12 protein-coding genes are annotated in these 14,403 nt (G+C 41.5%); 10 read left to right on the top strand and 2 right to left on the bottom strand.

Annotated features, from left to right (window positions below):
- The 6 genes from AC6H44_RS07670 to AC6H44_RS07695 all read left to right on the top strand — a co-directional run bounded on the left by AC6H44_RS07670 (position 1) and on the right by AC6H44_RS07695 (position 6,192).
- The gene (locus AC6H44_RS07670) at positions 1-771 is read left to right on the top strand and encodes an enoyl-CoA hydratase-related protein (RefSeq protein ID WP_500738277.1); all 771 of its coding nucleotides are present in this window, start codon (positions 1-3) and stop codon (positions 769-771) included.
- Between the two features lie 8 nt (positions 772-779).
- Complete coding sequence (locus AC6H44_RS07675; protein ID WP_500738278.1) at positions 780-2,771, top strand: acetyl/propionyl/methylcrotonyl-CoA carboxylase subunit alpha; 1,992 nt, start codon at positions 780-782, stop codon at positions 2,769-2,771.
- Positions 2,771-3,667: a hydroxymethylglutaryl-CoA lyase gene (locus AC6H44_RS07680; protein WP_500738279.1), complete on the top strand. Its 897-nt coding sequence runs from the start codon at positions 2,771-2,773 to the stop codon at positions 3,665-3,667. The genes AC6H44_RS07675 and AC6H44_RS07680 overlap by 1 nt, the downstream gene beginning before the upstream one ends.
- 29 nt (positions 3,668-3,696) lie before the next feature.
- Positions 3,697-4,395 carry a CoA transferase subunit A gene (locus AC6H44_RS07685; protein WP_500738280.1) on the top strand — a complete coding sequence of 233 codons (699 nt, stop codon included), beginning with the start codon at positions 3,697-3,699 and terminating at the stop codon, positions 4,393-4,395.
- A gap of 14 nt (positions 4,396-4,409) precedes the next feature.
- The gene (locus tag AC6H44_RS07690) at positions 4,410-5,066 is read left to right on the top strand and encodes a 3-oxoacid CoA-transferase subunit B (protein WP_500738281.1); all 657 of its coding nucleotides are present in this window, start codon (positions 4,410-4,412) and stop codon (positions 5,064-5,066) included.
- Between the two features lie 247 nt (positions 5,067-5,313).
- Positions 5,314-6,192, top strand: a complete 879-nt coding sequence (locus AC6H44_RS07695) for a LysR family transcriptional regulator (RefSeq protein WP_500738282.1) — start codon at positions 5,314-5,316, stop codon at positions 6,190-6,192.
- Positions 6,193-6,722: 530 nt separating this feature from the next.
- On the opposite strand, the gene msrA is transcribed toward AC6H44_RS07695, so the two are convergent.
- A complete protein-coding gene (msrA, locus tag AC6H44_RS07700; protein WP_500738283.1) occupies positions 6,723-8,009 on the bottom strand; it encodes a peptide-methionine (S)-S-oxide reductase MsrA in 1,287 nt (428 codons plus the stop codon).
- 173 nt (positions 8,010-8,182) lie between these two features.
- Between msrA and pxpB the strand changes: the two genes are divergently transcribed.
- From pxpB to AC6H44_RS07720, 4 genes are all read left to right on the top strand, one after another.
- Positions 8,183-8,842 carry a 5-oxoprolinase subunit PxpB gene (gene pxpB, locus AC6H44_RS07705; RefSeq protein WP_500738284.1) on the top strand — a complete coding sequence of 220 codons (660 nt, stop codon included), beginning with the start codon at positions 8,183-8,185 and terminating at the stop codon, positions 8,840-8,842.
- A complete protein-coding gene (locus AC6H44_RS07710) occupies positions 8,835-9,776 on the top strand; it encodes a 5-oxoprolinase subunit C family protein (RefSeq protein WP_500738285.1) in 942 nt (313 codons plus the stop codon). Before pxpB ends, AC6H44_RS07710 begins: the two co-directional genes overlap by 8 nt.
- Before the next feature lie 166 nt (positions 9,777-9,942).
- On the top strand, positions 9,943-11,610 hold the full coding sequence (asnB, locus tag AC6H44_RS07715) for an asparagine synthase B (RefSeq protein WP_500738286.1): 1,668 nt from the start codon (positions 9,943-9,945) through the stop codon (positions 11,608-11,610).
- Between the two features lie 430 nt (positions 11,611-12,040).
- On the top strand, positions 12,041-13,621 hold the full coding sequence (locus AC6H44_RS07720; RefSeq protein WP_500738287.1) for a BCCT family transporter: 1,581 nt from the start codon (positions 12,041-12,043) through the stop codon (positions 13,619-13,621).
- 77 nt (positions 13,622-13,698) lie between these two features.
- Here AC6H44_RS07720 and AC6H44_RS07725 read toward each other — a convergent pair whose 3' ends face one another.
- Positions 13,699-14,400 (bottom strand): 3'-5' exonuclease, encoded by a 702-nt coding sequence (locus tag AC6H44_RS07725; protein WP_500738288.1) that lies wholly within the window; start codon positions 14,398-14,400, stop codon positions 13,699-13,701.
- Positions 14,401-14,403: the final 3 nt, after the last annotated feature.

Raw genomic sequence — 14,403 nt, forward strand, 5'->3', positions numbered from 1 at the left:
ATGTCAGTAACACTACACATATCAAAATCTAATGTGGCTGTACTTGTTTTAAGTCGCCCAGAAAAACGCAATGCATTCGATAGCGACGTTATTCATGAGCTTATTCAATGTATTGAGCATGCTAATACGCTCGATATTCGTGCTTTAGTATTAAAAACAGAAGGTAAGCATTTTTCAGCCGGTGCCGATTTAGCCTGGATGAAGTCGATGGCGGATAACAATTATAACGATAACCTGGCTGATTCAATGCAACTGGCTAAGCTCATGCAGGTATTAGCACAAAGCCCGCACCCTACTATTTGTGCGGTACAAGGTGCTGCCTTTGGGGGGGCACTAGGATTAATTGCCTGCTGTGATATTGCACTGTGTAAAGACGATGCGCAATTTTGCCTAAGTGAAGTTAAATTAGGGCTTATACCTGCTGTGATCAGCCCTTATGTGATTAAGGCTATTGGTGAACGTGCGGCACGCAGATACTTTTTAACCGCTGAAATTTTTGATGCCCACACGGCAAAGCAATTGGGTTTAGTCCATCAAATTACCGGTAACTTAGACTGTGCCCTTGATAACTTGCTGCAAACATTGATTGATAATGGCCCTGTAGCAGTTAAAGCCGCAAAAGCACTTATTAACGAGGTTGTCAATAAAGAGATAAACGATGAGCTAATAGCACTAACCGCAGAGCGTATTGCCAAAATTCGTGTATCAGCTGAAGGCCAAGAAGGACTGAGTGCCTTTTTTGATAAACGCCCTCCCCAATGGCAACTCTAGGACGCATTATGAACACAGTACAATTACAAAAAATTCTGATTGCTAACCGAGGCGAAATTGCCTGTCGCATTATGCGCACCGCAAAGCAAATGGGCTTAACCACGGTTGCCGTTTATTCAGATGCAGATAAAAACGCACAACATGTAAAAATGGCTGATGAAGCCTATCATATTGGACCTGCGCCAAGTAAAGACTCCTACCTAGTCGCAGATAAAATTTTGCAGGTTGCTAAAGCCAGTGGCGCCGATTGTATTCACCCAGGTTATGGTTTTTTATCTGAAAACAGTGAATTTGCCAAAGCTTGTGAAGCCAATAGCATTGCGTTTATTGGCCCACCAGCCAGTAGTATCGAAGCCATGGGCTCAAAAACCCGTGCTAAAGAAATAATGGCGGCGGCTAACGTGCCTTTAGTGCCGGGTTACTACGGTGATAAGCAAGAGCCTGCATTTTTACACTCTGAGGCCGAAAAAATTGGTTACCCTGTGCTTATCAAAGCAGCCTTTGGCGGCGGCGGTAAAGGAATGCGCGTTGTAGAAAAAGCAAAAAATTTTATAAGCGCACTTGAGGGCGCACAACGTGAAGCCATCGCCGGATTTGGTAACGATTTAGTGCTGCTTGAGCGCTACGTTAACCAACCTCGCCATGTTGAAGTACAAATATTTGCAGATAATCACGGTAACTGTGTTTATTTAGGCGACCGTGATTGCTCATTGCAACGCCGACACCAAAAAGTGATTGAAGAGGCCCCTGCTCCAGGTTTATCTGACGAACTACGTAAAGAAATGGGTGAAGCTGCGGTACGCTGTGCATTAGCTATTAACTACCGTGGTGCCGGTACCGTTGAGTTTTTACTGTGCGATAATGAGTTTTTCTTTATGGAAATGAATACTCGCCTGCAAGTAGAGCACCCAGTAACCGAAATGGTGACTGGGGTAGATTTAGTGAATTGGCAAATTAATATAGTGGGTGGGCAAACACTGCCATTACAGCAATCGGATATTCAACTGCAAGGTCACAGCTTTGAAGCGCGTATTTACGCCGAAGACCCCGCTAATGACTTCATTCCCTGTTCTGGCACCATTGAAGCCCTTTACACCCCGACTAACAGTGAATATGTGCGAATTGATACTGGCATTGCATCAGGGGATGAAATAAGCCCATTTTACGACCCCATGATCGCAAAGTTAATTGTTCATGATGATAACCGTGACCAAGCACTTTGCCGTTTACAGCAAGCGCTTGAGCAGTTTCATTTAGCCGGTTTTAGTACTAATGTAGGTTTTTTATATAATTTAGCCACGCATCCACGTTTTAAACAAGGCGCGCCAAGTACCCACTTTATTGCTGAGCAAGGTGAAGCGTTAGCTTCAATCAATGAGTCATTATTACAATCAAGTCAGCTTATTGCCGCCTTTGCTTATTTAGAGTCGTTAAACGCGCAGCAAGCACAGATTGATAGTGCCAGCCCTTGGCAACAGCTTAGCGGCTTTATGTTAAATGCACCGCACGCAATTAAAATCCCATTTGTAGATTTACAGCTAAGCGCTATTAAAACAGCGCAGGGCTATAATGTGATACACAGCACCGGCGAATACAGTTTACAAGGGACGTTAAATAACGGTGTGTATAGTGTATTTATTGATGGTGAAAAACACAGTGTGCATGTCAGCATTTGCGAAAATGCAATTACGGTAATGAATAAAGCACTGCAAACTAAGTTTGAACGTGTTGATAAGCATTTTATTAGCTCTCACGAAAGTGACGCCCTGCCGCTTGCCGCCCCCCTCAATGGCACTGTAGTAAAACATTTAATTGAAGTAGGTAGCACGATTAACAAAGGCGATGCGGTGATCATTATTGAAGCCATGAAAATGGAATACACACTGAATGCACCGCATGATGGTATTTTACAAAGCTACTGTTTTGCGGAAGGTGAACTAGTCTCACATGGCGCGCTATTAGCCATTGTTGAAGACACGACTGCCGAGGACGTTGCGTAATGAATGCCTTTGCAAAAAAAGTACGCATTGTTGAAGTCGGTGCCCGCGATGGCTTACAAAACGAAAAAACGGTGAGCACTAAAGATAAAATAACTCTGATCAATGCGCTCGCCGCAGCAGGATTAAAAAACATAGAAGCGGGTGCGTTTGTATCCCCTAAATGGGTGCCACAAATGGCAGACTCAAGTGAGGTAATTAGTGCTCTTGAGTTACCCGATGTTAATTTAAGTGCCCTCATCCCTAATTTAAAAGGGGCTGAGGCCGCCCATGCGGCAGGTATTAAAGAGTTTGCTATTTTTACCGCAGCCAGCGAAGCGTTTTGCCAAAAAAATATAAACTGCTCTATTGCACAAAGCCTTGAACGTTTTAGTGACGTTATGGACTATGCTAAAGCACATAACATTCGTGTACGCGGCTATGTTAGCTGCGTGCTAGGTTGCCCCTATGAGGGCGATGTTGACCCTCATACCGTTTTAGCTGTTGCTGCAAAGCTATTAAAAATGGGCTGCTATGAAATTAGCCTTGGCGATACCATAGGCGTTGGCACTGCCGGTAAAGTAACTGAACTGCTGACATTGCTACTTAAGCATATTGATAAAAATAAGCTTGCAGTGCACTTTCATGATACCTATGGTCAGGCGCTAACAAATATTTACGCTGCCTTAAGCCTAGGTATTTCAACGGTTGACGCTGCTGTTGCAGGCCTTGGTGGCTGCCCTTATGCTAAGGGTGCGTCAGGAAATGTTGCCACCGAAGATGTTGTTTACTTACTGCAAGGGCTTGGCATTGAGCATGGAATTGATTTAAAAAGGCTTGCGCAAGCAGGTTGGCAAATCACTAATGCGCTCAATAAACAGCCTGTTAGTAAAGTATCAGTGGCATTACACACACAATAATTGCAATCGCACAGAATGAGGAGTCACTCATGGCCGGTTTTGATAAGGTAGTTTCGAGTTACGAAGCTGCAATGGAAGGTTTAAAGGATGGCGATACTATAATAGCCGGAGGGTTTGGTTTATGTGGTATTCCAGAGGGATTAATTGCTCAAATTAAAAAAATGCAGACCAAAGAGTTAACAGTTGTATCGAACAACTGCGGTGTTGATGACTTTGGTTTAGGGCTGTTATTACAAGACAAACAAATTAAAAAAGTAGTTGCCTCTTACGTTGGCGAAAATGCCTTATTTGAACAGCAATTACTCAGTGGCGAAATTGATGTAGAACTTACCCCGCAAGGTACATTAGCCGAAAAAATGCGTGCCGGTGGTGCGGGTATACCTGCTTTTTATACTGCCACAGGTTACGGCACCCCAGTGGCTGAGGGGAAAGAAGTAAAAGAGTTTAATGGCCGCCCTTATATTTTAGAAGAGTCAATTACGGGTGAGTTTGCTATTGTAAAAGCGTGGAAAGCTGATCGCTATGGTAACTTAGTATTTCGCCACACCGCGATGAACTTTAACCCCATGGCCGCAACAGCAGGTAAAATTACCGTTGCCGAAGTGGAAGAAATTGTTGAACCCGGCGAACTAGAGCCAAGCCAAATTCATACCCCTGGTATTTTTGTTAACCGCGTTATTAAAGGTCACTTTGAAAAACGCATTGAACGTGTTACCACACGAGATTAAGCAGGAGCACTAAAATGGCATTATCACGTGAACAAGTCGCAATGCGCGTAGCTCAAGAGCTACAAGATGGTTACTACGTTAATTTAGGCATAGGTATTCCGACACTCGTCGCAAACTATGTACCCGATGACATAGAAGTTATGTTACAGTCCGAAAATGGCCTTTTAGGTATGGGCGAGTACCCAACTAAAGACACTGTTGATGCGGATATGATCAACGCGGGTAAAGAAACCGTGACCGCAGCTACTGGGGCCGCTATATTTAATAGTGCAGATAGTTTTGCCATGATACGCGGTGGTCATGTAGACTTAACTGTTCTGGGTGCGTTTGAGGTAGACCAAAACGGCTCTATCGCTTCATGGATGATCCCTAAAAAGTTAATTAAAGGGATGGGCGGCGCGATGGACTTAGTCGCGGGTGCAAAAAACATTATTGTTACCATGACCCATGCCAGCAAACACGGCGATTCTAAGTTATTAGAAAACTGTACGTTACCGCTTACCGGCGTTAACTGTGTTAAAAAAATAGTCACCGATTTAGCTGTTCTTGAAGTTAAAGACGGTGCCTTTCATTTGCTAGAACGTGCCCCGGGCGTGTCTGTTGATGAAATTATTAGTAAAACAGCAGGTAAATTACTTGTTGATGGTGATATTCCTGAAATGGTTTTTTAAACCACTCATTATTTCACCCTGTACCGACCTCATTCCCAGTGCCAATGGCGCTGAGTTACCCAAAATCCCTCGCAAGAGGGATTTTTTTTGCCTTTCTTTAAGCTTTTGCACTATAGTGACAATTTAACGCACCATTTAGGTGAATTTTGCCTAATTAAAAAAGTAAATAACTGATATAGTTAACGTTTATTTTTGGTTTAAATTTTGCCTGTTATAAGGCGATTGAAATAACTTTATATTGGATACCATGCAAACACCTATTCGCGGCCTTCGATCTTTTTGTTTTGCCGCAAAAAGTCTCAGTTTCAAACATGCCGCTAAAGAACTGTATTTGACCCCTTCGGCGGTCAGCCATCAAATTAAACAGCTAGAAGAGCAGCTGGGTATTGATTTATTTCAACGGCAAACCCGTTCCATTAGCTTAACCCCTGCCGGTAAAAATTTTTTTGAAGCGATTTACCCTATCATTAATATGCTAGAAAGCACTATTAACGAATTCAGCCAATTACAGCAAAATGTAAACTTAACTATTACCTTACCTGAATTTTTTGCCAGTGAATTATTAATGCCAAAACTGAGTGAGTGGACCAGCGAGCACCCTAATATAAATTTACATATGGATACCCTTAAAACGCGCAAAGAGCTAACTCGTCAAAGTGATTTATCTATTATTTTATCTTCAAGCAAACCGCTTGATGGGCTCGCCACTGAGTTATTTAACTTAGAGTATATTCCGGCGTGTAATAAAAAATTGCTTGACCAATGGCAAAACGATCACTGTAAGGCACTGAACCAAGTGCCGCTTATTGTACACAAAGCACGCCCTTGGGCGTGGCACCAGTGGGCTGAAAAAGTCGGTATTGCTGACTTTTCTCCTGCGCAAATTATTCAAATAGACAGCATGTTTGGCGTAGCACGGGCTGCGCAGCAAGGAATGGGCATTGCACTTATTCCTTTACCAATAAGCCAAAGCTGGCTGGATGAGCGATGGCTTTATAAACTGTTTGAACAACCACTCACTACCAAAGATAAATATTATTTAGTGCAGCATGGCTCAAGTACCACCAATCACCCGCTCGATTTATTTGCAAAATGGGTGATTAACACCTTTAGGCAAACTAAATAGCACCTTTAATTAAGCGCTCCTTATTGGGCGCTTTTTAGCTAAATTTAAAGTGTGCAACTTTTATATATTAAATATTCCCCTACCGCAATAAAATAAAAATCGCATATTTATCAGCACTTTATTTGTTATAAAAATCTAAAACCCCATAGATTAGTTTTTTTCACTTATTAGTTTCGTTTTTATCGCTTGTCGAAATTGAGTAAAAGCTCTAAAGTTAACCCAACCAAAAGGCAACACGCTAAAAATTATAAAACGTGTTACTTAAATCAGATTTCATTAGTTTGTAACAACGAGCTAGTAAAAAAGAATCTTTATTGTGTGTGAAGATGTTGTCAGTGTAAAAAACAACTCAAGTCCGGTGGTGACTGAGCTTGAGTTGTTTTTATTTACATTTTCATCAGCAACAATAACCCAGAATTAGTTTTGTACTAATACACCCCCCGAATCTTTATTGTGTGAAGATGTTGTCAATTGAAATGCAGCGACCGTTAAGTATCTACTTAAGTTTCGCTGCTTTTTTTTGCTTGAATTTACTGTTTTCTGGCTACAAATTCTAAAACAGTGGCATTAATACAGTATCTATCTTGCCCTTTTGGTCCCTCACCAGGAAATAAATGCCCTAAATGAATACCGGTACTTTTAGATTTGAGCTCAATGCGCTGCATTCCCCAGCTGTTATCTTCATGCTGGGTAACACTATCTTTTACTGGGTGGGTAAACGAAAGCCAGCCAGTGCCAGAGTTAAATCTATCTTTAGTGTCAAATAATGGCTCACCACTGAGTTTATCAATAAAAATGCCATCGGGAGTGTTTTTAAAAATAGCATATTCTTTACAGTATGGGCTGTCGGTTTTAGCATTAAATGCCACTTTATAAGCTTCACTGTTGCCAAGCTTAAACGCGCCTAATGCTTTATAAAATTGCGCTGCGTCCATGTAGCCTTGACGAGAATAAACCTCAACCCCATTTTCTAAAAATAATATGGTCGGCGTTGCCCATGTCGCCGATTTAATCGTTAACCCATTAAGTTGATCTGCATGGCGAAATGTCATGGGAATGGTGCCTTTATAGTCATTGGCAACGGCCGCTTTAAACTTTTCGCAGTAAGGGCAATAATTTTGCGAGTCTAAAATGACAATCTGCTTGCCATTTAATAATGCCGTGTTATCTACCTGTTGTTTTTCACTTTGAGTAAATACAACGCCGGTAGAATGATCAGGGCAATAGCCGTTTGGATTTTTTTCAAGATAATCTTGATGATACTCTTCAGCCGAATAAAAACCCTCAAGTGGCTTTATTTGCGTCACTATTTTTCCATAATCGGCTTTACTTAATAATTGCTGATACTCACTCGTGACCGCTTTTGCGATACTCGCTTGCTGATCGGTAGTGGTTAAAATAATAGAGCGATATTGCGTGCCTACATCATTACCCTGACGATTTTTTTGCGTTGGATCGTGGCTCTCGTAGTAATTTTGCAACAGCTCTTTTGCCGAAATAATATTACTATTAAAGGTAACCTGCACCACTTCGGCGTAATTATCTTCATCAAAGCGACGGGATAACTTGGTAATATTTCTGTAGGTTGGCTTAAATCCTTGGCCATCGGCGTAACCCGATTCAGCGTCTAGCACACCATTAAGGGCTTCGTAGCGTTTTTCTGCGCCCCAAAAACAGCCTGATCCCAGCACTATTTTTTCAACATGCATGGTGGCATCTAAATCAGCTGGTTTAATTATTTCATCTGACGATATGGCACCCATTGCACTCAACAAGCCTAAAATGGCAAACGCCGATAGTATTACCCGCTTAAACATACGATGACCTCTTTATATTAATTACAGCAGACCTTTAAACGCGAAAATAAATTTCATTCACGTTTAAAGTTTACGGCTACGTTAATCTTATCGATCCAAGTTTGTCTATTATTATCGTAATAGCACAATGACTGTGATAGCTTTAATACAAACAATATTAATAAGTTATCTGTATGAGCACTTTGCCAAGTATAAAAATATTAACAAATTCTAGTCTGCTTTTTGATGTTTCTCACTACAGCGAACAACACACACTTGCTACCCAAAAAAAACTCTGGGCACTGTCACAGTATTGTAAAAACACCAATGAATTTATAGATTTAGTACCAGGGATGAATTCATTAACCTTATATTTAAAATCAGCCAATAATTTACATAAATGGCACAATACGTTGGCCAAGTTATGGGGTGAGGTTAATGATTACCCATTTGAAAGTCAGCATCATCAAATTAACACCTATTATCAGGGTGAAGATTTAGACTACGTGGCTAATTATCATCAGCTGACGATTGATGAGGTGATTAATTTGCACAGTAAAGAAATTTACCATGTGTTATTTTTGGGTTTTGTGCCCGGCTTTGCTTATTTACATGGGCTTAATCCCCAGCTGTTTACCCCACGGCGAGACAACCCGCGAGTCAGTGTGCCTAAAGGCTCGATTGCGATTGGGTCAGAGCAAACTGGCATTTACCCTGAAGGCTCACCCGGTGGTTGGCATATTATTGCTCATACTGATGCCTGCTTATTCGATGCAACCGCCTCAAACCCTTGTTTATTTAAACCCGGTGACACCCTTGAATTTATGCCTGTTAAAGGAGTGAACAATGATTAAAGTAATCAAAGCCGGTATACAGCTCACCATTCAAGATTTAGGTCGTGTCGGTTTTCGCCATTTAGGGGTTAGCCGCTCTGGTAGCTTAGACACGTATGCGCACATTATTGCCAACCGCTTAGTAAATAATCATGATAATGCTGCACTGCTAGAGTTAACCGTTGGCTTATGCGAATTACAATTTCAGTGTGATACGGTTATTGCCCTTCATGGTGCCGACCTAAAAGCAAAACTAGACGAACACCCGCTTTACCCAGGCTGGAGCTACCCTGTAAAAGCAAAACAAACACTTAAATTTAGTACAGGCCGCGGTGGCTCTAGAGCTTACATAGCCATAAAGGGTGGTATTGAATGCCCTGAAGTGATGGGATCTAAATCAACTGATTTAGGGGCAGCCATTGGCGGTTTTAATGGCCGAGCTCTGCAAAGCGACGATATTATAAAAATAACCCCATATACTCAGCCTTGGCTATGTAATAAAGGCGCATTAACACCGCCTAAACGAAAAGTAATTCGGCTACATCAAGGCCCGCATCATCAGCTGCTCACACCTGAGTGTATCAATGCGCTTTGTGATACCTCATTTAGTATTAACCCCAATAGTAATCGAATGGGCGTGCGCTTAGATCATAAAAACACTGATATTATGCAACACACGCTTTCGCTGCCCTCAGTAGCGGTCGCACCGGGGAGCGTACAGCTTCCACCCGACGGCAATCCTATTGTGCTATTAAATGACGGGCAAACAACCGGCGGTTACCCTTTAATCGCGCATGTAATAGAAGCCGACTTACATCAATTTGCGCAATTTAGAACCGCCGATTCTATTACCTTTGAATTTGTAACGCTTGAACAAGCAAGCGCAGCAAAAGCTAAACTCGATGCGCATCTAGCTCAGCTTAAACTGAGTTTAAACCGCTATTGGGCTAAGTAACATAAAAATTTTGTTTACTTAACGATTGTATTTGCTCCACTTGTTGCATAAATTATTCTTATTATTTTATAAAAGCCGTGTGACTTAGGTATTTATTTCTGATAAAACAAGGTTAGTCTTTAGCAAATTCGCTATTGCAAACACTTAATAGGAATGAGGAAAAATTATGTGTTCAATATTCGGCGTACTCGATATTAAATCGGACCCCAGCCAGTTACGCACTCAGGCAATCGAAATGTCTAAACTGTTACGCCATCGCGGGCCAGATTGGTCTGGTGTGTATTCATCTGATAAAGCAATTTTAGTGCATGAGCGCTTAGCCATTGTTGGCGTATCAAGCGGTGCTCAACCTCTTTACAATCCAGAAAAAACCCATATTTTAGCGGTTAATGGTGAAATTTATAACCACAAAGAGTTAGCCGCTAATTTAGAGGTCGACTTTGATTTTCAAACTCAGTCAGATTGTGAAGTAATTTTAGCCCTGTATAAGCAAAAAGGGCCGGCTTTTTTAGATGATTTAAATGGTATTTTTGCTTTTTGTTTATACGATGAAGAACAAGATGCCTACTTAATTGGTCGCGACCATATTGGAATTATTCCGCTATACACAGGTCACGATGAGCATGGTAACTTTTATCTAGCGTCCGAGCTCAAAGCACTCTCGCCTATTTGTAAGCACATTGAAGAGTTTCCGCCAGGGCATTACCTTTACAGCAAAGACGGCAAATTAACCCCTTACTATCAACGTGATTGGCAAAGCTTCGACGCGGTTAAAAACAACGACGCTAAAGCTGAAGATGTAAAAGATGCCTTAGAAGCAGCGGTTAAGCGCCAGCTTATGTGTGACGTACCCTATGGCGTATTGCTATCGGGTGGCTTAGATTCATCGGTTATTTCCGCTATTACCCAGCGCTTTGCTGCAAAACGTGTTGAAGATAACGATGAAAGTGATGCATGGTGGCCTAAACTGCATTCCTTCTCGGTGGGTTTAGCAGGCTCACCCGATTTAGCAGCCGCACAAAAAGTGGCGGATATGATAGGGACCATTCACCACCCTATTATCTTTACTATTCAACAAGGTATTGATGCGCTAAAAGAAGTGATTTACCACATAGAAACCTACGATGTAACCACCATTCGCGCATCAACCCCCATGTATTTAATGGCGCGTCAAATTAAAGCCATGGGAATTAAAATGGTGCTCTCGGGTGAAGGTGCTGATGAATTATTTGGCGGTTATTTATATTTTCATAAAGCGCCAAATGCACAAGAATTTCATGAAGAGCTGAACCGCAAAGTATCAAAACTGCATATGTTTGACTGTTTACGTGCTAATAAATCAATGGCTGCCTGGGGGGTTGAAGCACGCGTGCCATTTTTAGATAAAGCGTTTGTTGATGTGGCAATGCGCATCAACCCTGAAGCTAAAATGTGTAAAGACGGCAAAATTGAAAAACACATTTTACGTGCCGGCTTCGACGGCTACCTTCCCGATGAAGTATTGTGGCGTCAAAAAGAGCAATTCTCTGATGGCGTTGGCTACAGCTGGATAGATACCTTAAAAGAATTTGTTAATGAGCAAGTAACCGATAACGAATTGGCGAATGCCAAATTTAAATACCCAATTAACACGCCAGACTCTAAAGAAGCGTATTTTTACCGCCGTATTTTTGAGTCGCACTTCCCAGGCGATGCCTCGGCTAAGTGTGTACCGCATGGTAAATCGGTTGCCTGCTCAACCCCTGAAGCCCTAGCATGGGATGCATCATTTCAAAATAATGCCGATCCATCAGGTCGCGCGGCAGGCGTTCACAACGAGGCCTATAAAAAATAGTTAAATTGTTTTCTACGCTGCAGCTTAAAAACTGCAGCATCTATTGACTCTCTTTGTACATAATCGCCTTATAACGTGAATGTTATTAATTTATTTACCACACTCTATTTAGTTGAATATTCATTCGCTTTGCATTCATTCCTGTTTAAGGCTATAAAACTAAATGACTAATGTGTTTACAATTAATTAGTGAGCCTAAATGCTGGTACGATAAAACAACAAAAGCAGCTTAAAATTTTGCCAAAGTGTTAATTCTTTTGCATTTAATATTTAACTCCTCTATGAGTAAAGGTATGATGGGCAATTAAATTAGTTAGTCTTCTAATTATTCGTGTTATTAGCTTTAGTTAAAAATCTAATAAGACGAATGCAGTGAACTATAACAAACGGGTATTAAACCAGCCTGTTTCATTAACCAATGAGGTATTGCATGAGCGAGAATCATGACAAGTACAGTATTGACAATACGGATTACACCGTAGGTCAAGACAACGTACAAAAATGGGGGTTTGATATACATAACCCTGTATTTGGCATAAGTGCAGGGTTAATCGCACTTTTTTTAATTGCCGTATTAGTATCAGATGCCGAAGTGGCAAAATCCACACTTGATGGCATTAAAACCGATATTATTAATAATTTTGATGGCCTGTTTATGTGGGCTGCCAACTTCTTTGTTATTTTTTGTTTAGTATTAATTTTTTCGCCCTATGGCAATATCCGCTTAGGTGGCGATGATGCGAAACCATCACATTCTCGAATTTCTTGGCTGGCAATGTTATTTGCAGCTGGCATGGGCATTGGCCTTATGTTTTGGGGAGTTGCTGAACCGGTTGCGTATTACACTGGCTGGTATGAAACGCCACTCAATGTGGCTGCCAACACACCTGAAGCTGCAAAGATGGCGATGGGAGCAACCATGTTTCATTGGGGCCTTCATCCTTGGGCTATCTATGCCGTTGTTGCGCTTTCATTAGCATTTTTTACTTATAACAAAGGCTTACCGCTTTCTATGCGCTCAATTTTTTACCCTATTTTAGGTGATAAAGCATGGGGCTGGCCGGGTCATATTATCGATATTTTAGCGGTTCTGGCTACCTTATTTGGTTTAGCGACCTCGCTAGGATTAGGTGCACAACAAGCTTCAGCGGGTATTAACCACGTATTTGGACTTGAAGGAGGTATTGGTTCACAAATATTAGTTATCGCAGGTGTTACTTTACTCGCTATCGTCTCTGTAATTAGAGGTATTGATGGCGGTGTTAAATTACTCAGTAATGTAAACATGTTAATAGCGTTAGTTTTATTAGTATTTGTATGTTTAGTTGGATTTGCTGTTGCTTTAGGTAATATTCCTAACACGGTGATGGGGTATGTAGAAAATATTATTCCGTTGAGTAACCCGCATGGCCGTGAAGATGAAACATGGATGCACGGTTGGACCGTATTCTACTGGGCTTGGTGGATATCGTGGTCACCGTTTGTAGGTATGTTTATTGCCCGTGTTTCACGTGGTCGTACTATTCGTGAGTTTTTAACGGCCGTATTACTTATTCCTACGGCAGTGACTATTTTATGGATGTCAATTTATGGTGGAATTGCAATTGATCAAGTAGTGCAAGGTGTTGGCGCACTCGGCACCGACGGTTTAACCAGTGTGCCTTTGGCGATGTTCCAAATGTTTGATGAATTACCGATGGCAAGTGTGCTGTCTTTTATCGCCATTGTTCTAGTGTTAGTATTTTTTATTACCTCTTCTGATTCTGGGTCGCTGGTAATCGATTCAATCACAGCGGGTGGTAAAATCGATGCGCCTGTACCGCAACGTATATTTTGGGCCACTGTTGAGGGCGCTATTGCGGCTGCACTACTTTGGATTGGTGGCACACAAGCAATTGAAGCACTGCAAGCAGGGGCTATTTCAACCGGCTTGCCATTTACTATTGTATTATTATTGATGTGTGTAAGCTTAATTTTAGGCTTACGAACTGAGCCTCGCCCAGTGAAATAACACGTATAAAATAATAAAAACGCCGCAAATTGCGGCGTTTTTTATACTCTATTTTTACTTAAGCAGGTTTTATATAACTAAAGCCAAATTTCGCTTACTGGTGTGTCTAATCGATAATGATAACGTAGTTGTGCTTGCAGTAGTTCAGCGGTGGCTAAGGCGTCAGTGAGTGCATTATGGTTTTGATACAGTGGCAACGAATAACGCTCCCTTGTATCACTGAGTCTGAGCGACCCTAGTTTTGAATTAAACAGCCTACCAAGCAGACCCTGACGCGCTTTGAGCGCCCGCCTTTCCAGTTCCATGGTATCAACTAACGCAAACTCAATTCCCTCTTTTATTCGCAAAATAAGTGCGTTATAAAAAAAGTGACGCTCAATTGCTGCGTAATGTACCACCACCACTTTACCTTTAAGCGCATCGAGTAATGGCGCTAAAATGTGATTGAGATCTGGGGCTTCGTTTATTTCTGAGTGCGTAATTCCATGGAAAACAATCGACTCTTCGCTTAAATCATGCCGTGGTTGCACTATCCAGTGACGGCTATCCTTGCAGTAAATACGGTTTACATTAAAAGGCACTAAACCCACACTCACAATATCATCCGTATTGGCATCTAAGCCGGTTGTTTCAAAATCGAGTGCAACAAAGGGTACGTCTTTTAACGGTGTTAGCTTATCTGTAAATGCCTGTTGATAGTAGCCTTTTAACAAAGGGCTTTTAACACTTTGTAATAACTGCTGGTAACGTTGTTGCCAATCTAATGGTGATTTAAGCATAAC

Source organism: Pseudoalteromonas sp. TAP-3C (assembly GCF_059888565.1).

Excerpts from the sequence above, each read along its gene's own strand:
- AC6H44_RS07670 (WP_500738277.1), top strand. The coding sequence starts at position 1 with ATGTCAGTAACACTACACATATCAAAATCTAATGTGGCTGTACTTGTT.
- AC6H44_RS07675 (WP_500738278.1), top strand. The coding sequence starts at position 780 with ATGAACACAGTACAATTACAAAAAATTCTGATTGCTAACCGAGGCGAA.
- AC6H44_RS07680 (WP_500738279.1), top strand. The coding sequence starts at position 2,771 with ATGAATGCCTTTGCAAAAAAAGTACGCATTGTTGAAGTCGGTGCCCGC.
- AC6H44_RS07685 (WP_500738280.1), top strand. The coding sequence starts at position 3,697 with ATGGCCGGTTTTGATAAGGTAGTTTCGAGTTACGAAGCTGCAATGGAA.
- AC6H44_RS07690 (WP_500738281.1), top strand. The coding sequence starts at position 4,410 with ATGGCATTATCACGTGAACAAGTCGCAATGCGCGTAGCTCAAGAGCTA.
- AC6H44_RS07695 (WP_500738282.1), top strand. The coding sequence starts at position 5,314 with ATGCAAACACCTATTCGCGGCCTTCGATCTTTTTGTTTTGCCGCAAAA.
- msrA (WP_500738283.1), bottom strand. The coding sequence starts at position 8,009 with ATGTTTAAGCGGGTAATACTATCGGCGTTTGCCATTTTAGGCTTGTTG.
- pxpB (WP_500738284.1), top strand. The coding sequence starts at position 8,183 with ATGAGCACTTTGCCAAGTATAAAAATATTAACAAATTCTAGTCTGCTT.
- AC6H44_RS07710 (WP_500738285.1), top strand. The coding sequence starts at position 8,835 with ATGATTAAAGTAATCAAAGCCGGTATACAGCTCACCATTCAAGATTTA.
- asnB (WP_500738286.1), top strand. The coding sequence starts at position 9,943 with ATGTGTTCAATATTCGGCGTACTCGATATTAAATCGGACCCCAGCCAG.
- AC6H44_RS07720 (WP_500738287.1), top strand. The coding sequence starts at position 12,041 with ATGAGCGAGAATCATGACAAGTACAGTATTGACAATACGGATTACACC.
- AC6H44_RS07725 (WP_500738288.1), bottom strand. The coding sequence starts at position 14,400 with ATGCTTAAATCACCATTAGATTGGCAACAACGTTACCAGCAGTTATTA.